The organism is Nocardioides sp., from assembly GCF_036267815.1.
In the GTDB taxonomy this organism is placed as follows: Bacteria; Actinomycetota; Actinomycetes; order Propionibacteriales; family Nocardioidaceae; genus Nocardioides.
The window spans coordinates 53,483-66,341 of record NZ_DATAVI010000066.1 but is presented as its reverse complement, the minus strand read 5'-3'; the positions used below and the strand labels follow the sequence as shown (position 1 = coordinate 66,341).

General features: G+C 73.0%; 13 protein-coding genes. All 13 read left to right on the top strand.

From position 1 onward, the window contains the following. Positions 1-139 precede the first annotated feature (139 nt). The 13 genes from VHW64_RS15555 (at position 140) to VHW64_RS15495 (ending at position 12,841) form a co-directional block, all read left to right on the top strand. Positions 140-1,501 carry a replication-associated recombination protein A gene (locus tag VHW64_RS15555; protein ID WP_329651488.1) on the top strand — a complete coding sequence of 454 codons (1,362 nt, stop codon included), beginning with the start codon at positions 140-142 and terminating at the stop codon, positions 1,499-1,501. Positions 1,502-1,512: 11 nt separating this feature from the next. Next, positions 1,513-2,016: a hypothetical protein gene (locus tag VHW64_RS15550; RefSeq protein WP_329651487.1), complete on the top strand. Its 504-nt coding sequence runs from the start codon at positions 1,513-1,515 to the stop codon at positions 2,014-2,016. Continuing rightward, positions 2,013-2,321, top strand: coding sequence for a DUF6167 family protein (locus VHW64_RS15545; protein WP_329651486.1), 309 nt, complete (start codon positions 2,013-2,015; stop codon positions 2,319-2,321). The genes VHW64_RS15550 and VHW64_RS15545 overlap by 4 nt, the downstream gene beginning before the upstream one ends. Beyond that, complete coding sequence (gene alaS, locus VHW64_RS15540; RefSeq protein WP_329651485.1) at positions 2,321-5,026, top strand: alanine--tRNA ligase; 2,706 nt, start codon at positions 2,321-2,323, stop codon at positions 5,024-5,026. Before VHW64_RS15545 ends, alaS begins: the two co-directional genes overlap by 1 nt. Positions 5,027-5,039: 13 nt before the next feature. Continuing rightward, a complete protein-coding gene (gene ruvX, locus VHW64_RS15535; RefSeq protein ID WP_329651484.1) occupies positions 5,040-5,513 on the top strand; it encodes a Holliday junction resolvase RuvX in 474 nt (157 codons plus the stop codon). After that, the gene (gene mltG, locus VHW64_RS15530) at positions 5,510-6,718 is read left to right on the top strand and encodes an endolytic transglycosylase MltG (protein WP_329651483.1); all 1,209 of its coding nucleotides are present in this window, start codon (positions 5,510-5,512) and stop codon (positions 6,716-6,718) included. The genes ruvX and mltG overlap by 4 nt, the downstream gene beginning before the upstream one ends. Positions 6,719-6,738: 20 nt before the next feature. Then, positions 6,739-7,545 carry a shikimate dehydrogenase gene (locus VHW64_RS15525; RefSeq protein WP_329651482.1) on the top strand — a complete coding sequence of 269 codons (807 nt, stop codon included), beginning with the start codon at positions 6,739-6,741 and terminating at the stop codon, positions 7,543-7,545. A 65-nt stretch (positions 7,546-7,610) separates the two neighbouring features. Beyond that, a complete protein-coding gene (locus tag VHW64_RS15520) occupies positions 7,611-8,369 on the top strand; it encodes a prepilin peptidase (RefSeq protein ID WP_329651481.1) in 759 nt (252 codons plus the stop codon). Between the two features lie 283 nt (positions 8,370-8,652). Continuing rightward, positions 8,653-9,831, top strand: a complete 1,179-nt coding sequence (gene aroC, locus VHW64_RS15515; protein WP_329651480.1) for a chorismate synthase — start codon at positions 8,653-8,655, stop codon at positions 9,829-9,831. Between the two features lie 7 nt (positions 9,832-9,838). Further along, the gene (locus tag VHW64_RS15510) at positions 9,839-10,357 is read left to right on the top strand and encodes a shikimate kinase (RefSeq protein WP_329651479.1); all 519 of its coding nucleotides are present in this window, start codon (positions 9,839-9,841) and stop codon (positions 10,355-10,357) included. Beyond that, the gene (gene aroB / locus VHW64_RS15505) at positions 10,350-11,459 is read left to right on the top strand and encodes a 3-dehydroquinate synthase (protein ID WP_329651478.1); all 1,110 of its coding nucleotides are present in this window, start codon (positions 10,350-10,352) and stop codon (positions 11,457-11,459) included. The genes VHW64_RS15510 and aroB overlap by 8 nt, the downstream gene beginning before the upstream one ends. Continuing rightward, positions 11,456-11,890, top strand: coding sequence for a type II 3-dehydroquinate dehydratase (locus VHW64_RS15500; RefSeq protein WP_329651477.1), 435 nt, complete (start codon positions 11,456-11,458; stop codon positions 11,888-11,890). Before aroB ends, VHW64_RS15500 begins: the two co-directional genes overlap by 4 nt. A gap of 144 nt (positions 11,891-12,034) precedes the next feature. Next, complete coding sequence (locus VHW64_RS15495) at positions 12,035-12,841, top strand: SIMPL domain-containing protein (protein ID WP_329651476.1); 807 nt, start codon at positions 12,035-12,037, stop codon at positions 12,839-12,841. Positions 12,842-12,859 lie beyond the last annotated feature (18 nt).

Sequence of the window (12,859 nt, the reverse complement as noted above, 5' to 3'; positions counted from 1 at the left end):
AACCCGCCCAGTCGTCACGTGCCGACTCGGCGATTCTGTCCCTTTGTGACGACTGGGCGGGTTTTTCGTGCCCTTTTGTGCCGACTCGGCGTTGCCACGGGGCGGGAGGGGCCACGCAGCAACCGCATAGGGTCGGGGTGTGGATGGGTTGTTCGAGGCGGACGACGTGCGGGCGCCGGTCGCGACGGCCGGGGGCGGCTCGCTCCAGGGCTCGACGCACGCGTCTGCTCCGCTGGCGGTGCGCATGCGGCCGCGCACGCTCGACGAGCTGGTCGGGCAGCCGCAGCTCCGGGCGGAGGGCTCCCCCCTGCGCCAGCTCATCGAGGGTCGGCAGTCGATGTCGGTCGTGCTCTGGGGGCCTCCCGGCACCGGGAAGACGACCCTCGCGGCGATCGTGAGCGGGCAGACCGACCGGGCGTTCGTGGAGGTCTCGGCGGTCTCGGCGGGCGTGAAGGAGGTCAGGGCTGCGATCGACCAGGCTCGCAGCGACCTGACCCGGCGCGGCCGCGAGACCGTGCTGTTCGTCGACGAGGTCCACCGGTTCAGCAAGGCCCAGCAGGACGCGCTTCTGCCCGGCGTGGAGAACCGGTGGGTGACCCTGGTCGCGGCCACGACGGAGAACCCCTTCTTCTCGGTGATCTCGCCCCTGCTCTCGCGCAGCCTGCTGCTCCAGCTCGACCCGCTCACCGACGACGACGTGGCCGAGGTGATCGACCGGGCACTGGTCGACGAGCGCGGTCTGGCCGGTGACTACGAACTCGACGACGACGCACGAGATCATCTGGTCCGGCTGGCCGGCGGCGATGCCCGCCGGGGCCTGACCTACCTGGAGGCGGCCGCGGGCGCGGCTCGAACCAGCGGGGCCGCGACCATCGACCTGTCGACGGCCGAGACGGCGGTCGACCGCGCCGCCGTGAGGTACGACCGTCAGGGCGACCAGCACTACGACGTGATCTCGGCCTTCATCAAGTCCCTGCGGGGGTCCGACGCCGACGCCGCTCTGCACTACCTAGCGCGGATGATGGAGGCCGGTGAGGATCCGCGGTTCATCGCCCGGCGGCTGGTGATCCTGGCCAGCGAGGACATCGGGCTCGCCGACCCTACGGCGCTCCCGACGGCCGTTGCGGCGGCCCAGGCGGTGCAGCTGATCGGCATGCCCGAGGCCCGTCTCAACCTCGCCCAGGCCACGATCGCCCTCGCCGTGGCTCCCAAGTCCAACGCCGTGACCCGCGCGATCGACTCCGCCACCGCGGACGTCCGGGCCGGCAAGATCGGGCAGGTGCCCCCGCACCTGCGCGACGCCCACTACCCGGGCTCCCAGCGACTCGGACACGGGACGTCGTACACCTACAGCCACGACGAGCCCTTCGGCATCGCCGAGCAGCAGTACGCACCCGACGTCGTGCTCGACGCGGAGTACTACCAGCCGACGTCGCTGGGCGCCGAGGCGGCCGTCAAGGAGCGCTGGGAGCGGATTCGGCGGATGGTGCGCGGACGATAGGGTCGTTTGCTGTGACCAGTGACCGGGCCGTGCTCCTCGCCGTCGGCGTGCTGACGCTGGCCTGCCTGCTGCTGCTGGTCGGCCTGGTCCGCACGCGCCGCTCGGCGGCCCGCACGGCCGCGGACCTCGCGGCTCTGCGCCGTCGTCTCGACGACCTGGAGGATCCCGGTCACCGGAGGTCGGAGCCGCCGGTGGCGTCCCGGCCCGCCGTGGCGCCGGTGGAGTTCCTGATCACCGGTCTCGGTCACCAGGCGCCCGAGCCGGAGCGCGTCCACCTCGATGCGCCGGCCTTCGCCGACGTGGTGCTCAAGGAGTCCGTGGTCAAGGCTGCGTCCTTCGTCCAGGGCGTCCGCCGCGGTCTGGCTCCCGCGACGCGCAACCGGATCCGCTTCGAGATGCGGCTGGAGGTCCGGCGTGCGCGCAAGCAGCGCCGCGCTGACCTGAAGGACGCGCAGCGCGAGCTGAGGGCGCGACAGCGCGCCGCGGTCGCCGCCCGGACGAGGGAGGCCTCATGAGGCGTGGGCTCTGGTTCCTGGCCGGGGCCGGCGCGGGGGTCTACGCGATGGCACGGGCGAGACGCGTCAAGGAGGCCCTCACGGCCGACGGCCTGAGCGACCGGTGGCACGCGCTCGGCGTGGGCGCCCGAATGCTGCGTGACGAGGTCGCCCAGGGCCAGGCCGAGGCCGAAACGGAGTTGCGCGAGCGGTTCGGACTCGGGCCCCATGGGGCACCGGCACTCGCGCCGGGCCGGCCCCGTCCCCTGGTCTCGACCGGGTCGGGGCACACCACCGAAGAGCTGACACAGGAGGGTTCGCACTGATGGACACCGCGGAGATCCGGCGAAGGTTCGTGGCGCACTTCGAGGCCGCCGCGCACATCGCCGTGCCCTCGGCGTCCATGATCCTCGACGACCCGACGCTGCTGTTCGTGAACGCCGGCATGGTCCCGTTCAAGCCCTACTTCCTGGGGCAGGAGACGCCGGCGTACCCCCGCGCGGTGAGCGTCCAGAAGTGCATCCGCACCCCTGACATCGATGACGTCGGCAAGACCACGCGGCACGGCACGTTCTTCGAGATGTGCGGGAACTTCTCCTTCGGCGACTACTTCAAGCAGCGCGCGATCGAGCTCGCCTGGGACCTCGTCACCAAACCGCAGGCCGACGGCGGCTGGGGCCTGGAGGAGAGCCGGCTGTGGCCGTCGATCCTCCAGGGCGACGACGAGGCGCTGCACCTGTGGATGCAGGTCACCGGCCTGCCGAGCGAACGCATCGTCAAGCTGGGTCCCAACGAGAACTACTGGTCGATGGGCGTGCCCGGGCCGGGCGGCCCGTGCTCGGAGATCCTCTACGACCGAGGCCCGGAGCACGGCCCGGACGGCGAGTTCGAGACGACGCAGCGAGTCTCGATGCCGGCCGAGCTCGAGGACCGCTACCTCGAGATCTGGAACCTCGTGTTCATGCAGGACGAGCTCAGCGCGGTGCGGGCCAAGGACGACTTCGACATCGTGGGGCCGCTGCCGCGCAAGAACATCGACACCGGGATGGGCCTCGAGCGGGTGGCCTACCTGCTCCAGGGCGTCGACAACATGTACGAGATCGACGTGATGTACCCCGTCATCGAGCGGGCCGAGGAGCTCACCGGCCGGCGGTACGGCGCCAACCACGACGACGACGTCCGGATGCGGGTCGTCGCCGACCACGTGCGCAGCTGCCTGATGCTCATCGGCGACGGCGTCACGCCCGGCAACGAGGGCCGTGGCTACGTCCTGCGCCGGCTGCTACGACGGGCGGTGCGCTCGATGCGCCTGCTCGGCACCGAGGACCGCGTGCTGCCCGAGCTGCTGCCGGTCAGCCGCGACAAGATGGGTGAGACCTACGCCGAGCTGCACCGCGACTGGGAGCGGATCTCCCAGGTCGCCTACGCCGAGGAGGACGCCTTCCGCCAGACGCTGCGGGCCGGCACCACGATCTTCGACCAGGCGACCTCGCAGGTGAGGCAGTCGGGCGGACACCTGCTCAGCGGAGAGCGCGCGTTCGCGCTGCACGACACCTATGGCTTCCCGATCGACCTGACCCTGGAGATGGCGGCCGAGCAGGGGCTCGAGGTCGACGAGGTGGGCTTCCGCGAGCTGATGGGCCAGCAGCGCCAGCGGGCCAAGGAGGACGCCCGCGCCAAGAAGGGCTCCCACGCCAACACCGCCGCCTACCGCAGCGTGGCCGACGGCCTGGGGCGGGCGGTCGAGTTCACCGGCTACCGCGAGGTGGTCAGCGAGAGCAGCGTGCGCGGGATCGTCCGCGACGGGGAGGTCGTGGCGTCGGCGCGCGAGGGCGACGACGTCGAGCTGGTGCTGGACCGAACGCCGTTCTACGCCGAGGGCGGTGGGCAGCTCGCCGACCAGGGCGTGATCGAGCTCGCGGGCGGCGCTCGGGTGGAGGTGCGCGACGTCCAGGCACCCATCTCCGGGTTGATCGTGCACACCGCGCGAGTCCTCAGTGGCGAGGTGACGCCGGGACTCCAGGCCCACGCCGAGGTCGACGTCGAGCGCCGCAAGTCGATCTCGCGCGCCCACACCGCGACCCACATGGTGCACAAGGCGTTCCGCGAGGCGTTGGGCGAGACGGCGACGCAGGCGGGCTCGGAGAACGCTCCCGGCCGGTTCCGGTTCGACTTCTCCGCGACCGGCGCGGTGCCGGTCTCGGTGATGCAGGACGTCGAGGCGCGGGTCAACGACCTCGTGCTGTCCGACCTGGCCGTGCACGCCGAGATCATGACCCAGGACGACGCCGTGCGCTCCGGCGCGATGGCGCTGTTCGGCGAGAAGTACGGCGAGCAGGTGCGCGTCGTCTCGGTCGGCGACTGGGCCCGTGAGCTGTGCGGCGGCACCCACGCGGAGCGTTCGGGCCACCTCGGTGTCATCAAGCTGCTGGGGGAGTCCTCGATCGGCTCCGGCGTACGCCGGGTCGAGGCGCTGGTGGGGGCCGACGCCTACCGGTTCCTGGCGCGCGAGCACGTGCTGGTCGCCCAGCTCTCCGAGGCGCTCAAGGCGCGACCGGAGGAGCTCCCGGAACGGGTCAACGACATGGTCGAGCGTCTCCGCGCGGCCGAGAAGGCCCTGGAGCAGACCCGGATCGCCCAGCTGCTCTCGCAGGGCGCGGAGCTCGCCGGCGACGCCGCCGACGTCCACGGGATCCGGCTGATCAGCCTGCGCATCGACGGTGCCGACGCGGGCGACATCAGGACCATGGCTCTCAACCTGCGCGGACGGCTCAGCCAGGAGCAGCCCGGAGCAGCGGTGCTGGTGGGCGTCAAGGACGGCAAGGTGGCCGTCGTCGCCGCGACCAACGAGCGCGCCCGCGACCGCGGTGTACGGGCCGACGCGATGCTCGCCGCGGTGATGCCGCTGGTCGGCGGCCGCGGTGGCGGCAAGGACGACGTGGCCCAGGGCGGCGGCACCGACGCGACGCGGGTCGACGAGGCGCTCGAGGCGGCTCGGGCCGTCGTGGCCCTGTCGGCCGGGGCCGCCTGAGCGGGTCGGCGCGATGCGCAGCGGGGTTCGGCTCGGCATCGACCCGGGCGATGCCCGGATCGGGATCGCCCGCAGTGACCCGTCGGGGTTCTTGGCGACGCCGGTGGAGACCGTGCGCCGCGGCAAGGGCGACCTGTCCCGGATCGCGCGGCTGGTGCGCGACGAGCAGGCGGTCGAGGTGGTCGTCGGGCTGCCCCGCTCGCTCTCGGGTGCGGAGGGGCCGGCTGCGGCCAAGGCCCGCGAGCTGGCTGCCCGGATCGCGGCCCGCATCGCCCCGGTGACGGTGCGGCTCCAGGACGAGCGGCTGACCACGGTGAGCGCGGAGGCTATGCTGCGCGACCGGGGGAAGAAGGGTGCGGCACGACGGGCCGTGGTCGACCAGGCGGCGGCCGTGCTCATTCTGCAGCACGCTCTGGACACCGAGCGGACGACCGGTCACCCGCCGGGGGAGATCGTGCGGGGAGAGACCGCGACAGGAGACTCATGAGCGACGGGAACCCCTTGGACGACCCCCAGCCCGGCGGGCCAGCCCGGGCGTCCACGTCTGCGGACGAGGCGGAGGACCCCGGCGGCTACGACCCGTCGTACCTCGGTGGGGCGCGGAAGAAGGAGCGCCGGCGCAGCATCCCGGGGTGCCTGGCCGTCGTGATCGCCCTGGTCGTGGTGCTCGGGGGAGTCGCGCTCGTGGGGACCAAGGGCTTCCACTACCTCAAGGACCATCTCACGCACGCCGCCGACTACTCCGGGCCCGGACACGGCAAGGTGCTGTTCCAGGTCAAGCAGGGCGACTCGACCGCGGTGATCGGTCGCAACCTGAAGGCGGACGGCGTCGTGGCCTCGGTCGATGCCTTCATCAGTGCCTCCAACGACAAGAACACCATCCAGGTCGGCTACTACCAGCTGAAGAAGAAGATGTCGGCCGACCAGGCGTTCAAGGTGCTCAACAACCCCAAGAACATCGTCAAGGCGACCGTGACCATCCCCGAGGGCCTGCGGGTGGTCGACATCGTGGCGATCCTCGCCGCCAAGACGAAGTACTCCGCGGCCGACTTCAACGCCGCATTGAAGAACACCGCCGCGCTGGGACTCCCGTCGTACGCCCAGGGGAACCCGGAGGGCTATCTGTTCCCCTCGACCTACGGGTTCGGCCCCACCGAGAAGCCCGTCGACATGCTCACGGACATGGTCGACCGGTGGAAGCAGGCCGCGAACGCCGACGGTCTCGTCGACGGTGCCCAGCAGGTCGGCAGGACCCCGGCGGAGGTGATGACGATCGCGAGCCTGATCCAGGTCGAGGGCCGCGGACCCGACATGCCGAAGATCTCGCGCGTCATCTACAACCGTCTCGAGGGGCCCGGTGACAGGGAGGGCACGAACGGGCTGCTCCAGATCGACGCGACCGTCAACTACGCGCTGCACCGCAAGGGTGTGGTGGCGGTGACGACCGACGAGACCCAGAACACCGACTCGCCCTACAACACCTACCTGCATCCGGGGCTGCCCCCGGGGCCGATCGACTCGCCCGGAGACGAGGCCATCAAGGCGGCCCTGCATCCCTCGGCCGGCGACTGGTACTACTACCTGACCGTCAACCTGCGCACCGGCCTGACCAAGTTCGGCAGGACCTACCAGGACTTCCTGGGCTTCAAGCAGGAGTACGAGCAGTACTGCACGACGTCCAGCAGGTGCTAGCGGACGTGCACTGCGCAGTCTTGGGCGACCCCGTCGCGCACTCGCTGTCTCCGGTGCTGCATCGGGCGGCGTACGCCGAGCTCGGCCTCGCCTGGAGCTACGACGCGGTGCGGGTCGCGGCGGGAGACCTGGCTGGTCACCTCGCGGGGCTCGGGCCGCAGTGGCGCGGACTGTCGCTGACGATGCCGCTCAAGCGTGAGGTACTGCCGCTGCTCACCTCCAGCGACGACTGGACCCGCGTGTCGGGAGCCGCGAACACCGTGCTGCTGGACCCCGACGGTGGTCGGCACGGCCTCAACACCGACGTCACGGGTGCAGTGGCGGCGATCGGTGCGGCGACGTCGACCCGGCTGTCGCGGGCCGTCGTGCTGGGCGGGGGAGCGACTGCCGCGTCGGTCGTGCTCGCGCTGGCCGAGCTGGGGCTCGACCGGGTGACCTTCGTGGTGCGCGACCCGGCCCGCGCCTCCGAGACGGCGACCGCGGTGGGCCGGCACCCGCGGGCGCCGGTCGTGACGGTGACGGCCCTGGCCGACCTCGGCCCCGTCCGGGCCGACATCGTCGTCTCGACCGTCCCGGCCCAGTCGCAGTCGGCGTCGCTGCTGCGTGCGGTCGCGGACGTGCCGGTCGTCTTCGATGTCGTCTACCACCCGTGGCCCACCCCTCTGGCCGCCGCGGCGCTCGTCGACAACCGGGTCCTGATCGGGGGCCTGGACCTCTTGGTGATGCAGGCGGTCGGTCAGGTGCGCGCGATGACCGGGAGGGACCAGGCCCCCGTGGAGTCGATGCGCCGAGCCGGCGAGGCGGCTCTGGCCGATCGGCACCGCTGAGACGCACCCGCCCGACCCACGGCCGCCTGCGAACCGCCGACGTGGCCGAGCACTAGGGTCCCGGCATGGACTCGACCGCGCTCGCCGTCCTCCTCGGCGCCGTGGTCGCCGGTCCGGGAAGCGTGCTCGTGCCGCAGATCATCGGCCTGGTCCCCGAGATCGTGCCTGGTCCACAACCCGAGCCGTCGGAGCCCGGGTCGACCGAGCCCGAGGCCGAGCCGAAGACGCCCGAGGACCCGCCCGAGCCGTTCGCGGACATCGCCGTCCTGCCAGGGCTCGGGCTGCGTAGCGCCCTGGCCGGCGCCGTGGTCGGTGCCGTCGTGGGCTACGCCGTCGGGTGGCACTGGGCCTGGGCGCTGTGGGTGCCGATGGTCCCGGTGTACGTCGCGCTGGCGGTCGTCGACTGGCGTACGCGGCTGCTGCCGACGTACCTGATCCGGCCGCTGTACGTCGTGCTGGTGGTGCTGGTCGCGGGCGGCGCCGTGGGCACCGGCGACCATCACGCGGCGGTGCGGGCGGCGCTCGGCTGGCTGGTCGCTGGCCTGCTCTACGGCGTCCTGTGGTTCATCTACCCGCGGGGCCTCGGCTTCGGCGACGTCCGGCTGTCCGGGGTGCTCGGGATCGCCCTGGGCTGGGTCGGCTGGGGGCCGCTGATGATCGGCGTCTACGCCGGCTTCCTGCTCGGTGGCGTCGGCGGCGGCCTGCTCTCCGCGGTGCGCGTCGTGGAGCGCAAGGGGTTCCCGTTCGGACCGTTCATGCTGGTGGGCGCCGTCGTGGGCCTGCTGTGGGGCGCCGGACTGTGGTCCGGCCTCCTCGGACACTGACCCGGCCCCCCGGGGCGCGGCCGTTGTTCGGTGGCGGCCCGGCCCACCCGGGCCTCGGTGTGGGCCTCGGCGCGGGCCTCGCGGTGCCCACGCGCCGAACCCCAGAGGAACGCCGAGTGCCTCCGGCGTGTCGCCGCCGCTCCGCCGCGTCCTCTCTCCGACCAGCAGCCGGCGGCAGCCCGCCGCCAGCCGACCAGCAGCCGACCAGCAGCCGGACGGGCCGCAGCGGTGTACGGCGTGAGAGCGGCGGCTGGGCGCCGCGGCCGCATGGAAGACTGAGCCCATGCTGCGCTGGCTCACTGCGGGGGAGTCCCACGGCCCGGCCCTGGTCGCCGTGCTCGAGGGGCTGCCGGCACACGTCGCGGTCACGACCGACGACATCGCGGAGGCGCTCGCACGCCGGCGGCTGGGCAAGGGTCGCGGGGCGCGGATGAAGTTCGAGCAGGACCGGGTGAGCATCCTGGGCGGCGTGCGGCACGGCCGCACCATCGGCGCCCCGGTGGCGATCCAGATCGCCAACACCGAGTGGCCCAAGTGGGAGACCGTGATGTCGGCGGACCCCGTGGACCCCGTCGTGCTCGACGGCCTGGCGCGCAACGACGCCCTGACCCGGCCGCGCCCCGGTCACGCGGACCTGGTCGGGATGCAGAAGTACGCCTTCGACGAGGCCCGGCCCGTCCTGGAGCGCGCGTCGGCCCGCGAGACCGCGGCCCGGGTGGCGCTCGGCCGGGTGGCCAGCGCGTTCCTCGAGCAGGCCACCGGCGCCCGGGTCGTGTCCCACGTGGTCGAGCTCGGCGGTGTCCGTGCACCCGCCGGATCGGTGCCCGCGGCCGACGACCTCGCCCGCCTCGACGCCGACGAGGTGCGCTGCCTGGATCCCGACGCCAGTGCTGCCATGGTCGCGCGCATCGACGAGGCGCGCCGCGACGGCGACACCCTCGGCGGCGTCGTCGAGGTCGTCGTCCACGGCCTGCCGCCCGGCCTGGGCTCCCACGTGCACTGGGACCGGCGGCTCGACTCGCGTCTGGCCGGGGCCCTGATGGGCATCCAGGCGATCAAGGGCGTCGAGGTGGGCGACGGCTTCGCGCTGGCGGCGACCCCGGGCAGCCGGGCCCACGACGAGATCGTGCTCACCGATGGCCAGATCCGGCGGGCCAGCGGTCGCTCGGGCGGCACCGAGGGCGGGATGACGACCGGGGAGCTGCTCCGGGTGCGGGCCGCGATGAAGCCGATCGCCACCGTGCCCCGGGCCCTGCGCACCGTGGACGTCGCCACCGGCGAGGCCGCGCTGGCACACCACCAGCGCTCCGACGTGTGCGCGGTCCCGGCTGCCGGCGTCGTTGCCGAGGCGATGGTCGCGCTCGTGGTGGCCGACGCCGTCCTGGAGAAGTTCGGCGGCGACGCCGTCACCGAGACCCGGCGCAACGTCGAGAGCTACCTCGACACCCTGAGCTTCCGGTGAGCACGACGTGAGCGCTCCGCAGGTGGTGCTGATCGGGCCGATGGGTGCCGGGAAGTCGACCGTCGGTCGGCTCCTGGCGCAGCGCTGGGCGGTGGCATTCCGCGACACCGACGACGACGTCGAACGGGCCGAGGGGCGCCCGGTGTCGGAGATCTTCGTCGACTCGGGGGAGCAGCACTTCCGAGCGCTGGAGCGCGAGGCCGTCGCGCACGCGCTCGGCGAGCACGCCGGGGTGCTCGCGGTCGGTGGGGGAGCGGTGATGGCGCCGGAGACGCGGTCCCTGCTGGCGGGACACCGCGTGGTGTTCCTGCGCGTCGGTCTTGCGGACGCCGCGGCGCGGGTCGGTCTGGGCGCGTCGCGGCCGCTGCTGCTGGGCAACGTCCGCGGCACCCTCAAGGCGCTCCTGGACGAGCGGGCCCCGGTCTACCAGGCGGTGGCGGGCGCGATGGTGGACACCGACGGCCGGACTCCTGACGACGTGGCCGACGAGGTCGAGGTCGTCGTCGCCGGGCTGCGCGATGGCTGAGGCCGCGCCCGGGGCGACCTCGATCCGGGTCGCCACCGGGGCGCCGTACGACGTGGTGGTGGGCAACGACCTGCTCGGTCGCCTGCCGGGTCTGGTGGGGCCGGAGGCACACCGGGTGGCCGTGGTCTTCCCCGAGGACCTCCCGGCCGGGCTCGAGGCGGTGCGGGAGGTCCTGGAGCCTGCCTACCCGGTGCTCGAGCTGCCGGTCCCGGCCGGCGAGCGGGCCAAGACCGCCGAGGTCGCGGCTCGGTGCTGGGACGCGCTCGGGGTGGCCGGCTTCACCCGCAGCGACGTCGTCGTCGCGGTCGGGGGCGGTGCGACCACCGACCTGGGTGGCTTCGTCGCCGCGACGTGGCTGCGCGGCGTCCGGGTCGTGCACGTCGCGACCACCCTGCTCGGCATGGTCGACGCGGCGGTCGGCGGGAAGACCGGGATCGACACCAGGGCCGGGAAGAACCTCGTGGGTGCCTTCCACGAGCCGGCCGGCGTCCTCTGCGACCTGGAGCTGCTGCGGAGCCTGCCGCCCGAGGAGCTGCGCTCGGGGCTCGGCGAGGTGGTCAAGTGCGGCTTCATCGCCGACCCCCAGATCCTGCGCCTGGTCGAGTCCCACGGCGTGCCGGCGGCCGACTCGCCGACGCTGCGTGAGCTGGTCGAGCGAGCCGTGCGGGTCAAGGCCGCGGTGGTCTCCGGCGACCTGCGCGAGGCGGGCGGCGACGCGGGTCACCCGGGTCGGGAGGTGCTCAACTACGGACACACGATGGGGCACGCCGTCGAGCAGGCCAGTGACTACGCCCTGCGCCATGGCGAGGCCGTGGCCATCGGGTGCGTCTACGTCGCGGAGCTGGCCCGGGCCTCGGGGATCCTGGCCGACGACGTCGCCGACCGTCACCACGCGGCGTTCGCCGGCGTCGGTCTGCCGACCGGCTGGTCCGGCGCGTCGTACCCCGACCTGCGCGCGCGGATGGCCGTCGACAAGAAGGCCCGCGGCTCCACGCTGCGCTTCGTGGTGCTGAGCGACGTGGCTCGGCCACAGGTCCTGACCGACCCCGCCGAGGAGTCGCTGCGCGCGGCGTACGCCGTGATGACCGGAGGTGGCCGATGAGGGTGCTGGTGCTGAACGGTCCCAACCTCGGCCGCCTCGGCCGCCGTCAGCCCGAGATCTACGGCTCCACGACGTACGCCGAGCTGGTCGCGCTGTGCCAGACGTGGGCAGGCGAGGCGGGGCTGGAGGTCGAGGTCCGGCAGACCAACCACGAGGGCGAGCTCCTCGACTGGTTGAACGCGGCCGCCGACGAGACGACCCCGGTGATCCTCAACGCCGGCGCCTGGACCCACTACTCCCTCGCGCTCCACGACGCCTGCGCCCAGCTCTCCGCCCCGCTGGTCGAGGTCCACCTCAGCGACCCCGGGCAGCGTCCCGAGGAGTTCCGTCACCACTCCGTGGTGACCCCCCATGCCGTCGCGGTGATCAGCGGCAAGGGCGTGGAGGGCTACCACGAGGCCCTGCGGCTGCTCGCGGAGACGTCTGTCTGACCGGGGCTCCGATGCGTTGTCCGAGCGCTCGGACAGCGGGCGGGAGCGTGCCTGGGGCAGCCGGGGGGAACCAGGACCCCCACCTTCCCGTCCGATCGGCACATCACCGATCCCGGCCGAGAGCGGCCGACGAGGGAGCCTCTCGTGAACCGCACTGTCAGCATCAGCGCCAGGGGAGCGCTCGTCGCGGTGGTCGCGGCCCTGGCACTCCTGGTCGCCTACCTGCTCGGCACCACCGGCAGCTCCGCCCGCGCCGCCGACACCACGACGACCCAGGCGACGACCCAGGCGACGACCCAGGCGACGACCCAGGCGGCGAAGCCTCGCACGATGGTCACCAGCGGCACGGGCAGCAGCCTCGGCGTCCCGGACGAGCTGAGCTTCACCGTCTCGGTCGGGCTGCTGCGGCCGACCCTGACCGAGGCGATGGCGGCCGCCGACGCCCGGATGCACGGCGTGCTGGCGCGTCTCGACGGGCTGGGGGTACGCCGCTCCGACGTCCAGACCACCGGTCTGTCGATGAACGCCGTGTACGACTACCACTCCTCGGGTCCGCCGACGTTGCGCGGCTACCACGTCTCCCAGCGCGCCCAGGTGCTCGTGCACCAGCTCGCGGCGGGCGGACGTGCCGTCTCCGCGGTGATCCGGGCCGGAGGGGACGACGTCCGGGTCAGCGGGCTGGGCCTGCGGATCTCCGACCCCGACTCGCTGCTGGCCCGGTCGCGCGCGGCCGCCGTCGCCCAGGCGACCGTCAAGGCCAAGCAGTACGCCGCCGACACCGGACAGACCCTCGGGTCCGTGTTGTCGCTGCGCGAGGTGCACGCCAGCGCTCCGGCGCCGACCCCGCTGGCTCTTCACCAGGCCTACGCCGACGACCTGGCGACACTGCCGATCCGCGCCGGGCGCGACAAGCTCGCCGTGACCGTCCGCATCGTCTGGTCGTTCCAGTGAGCGTCGCGGCGCGGGGAG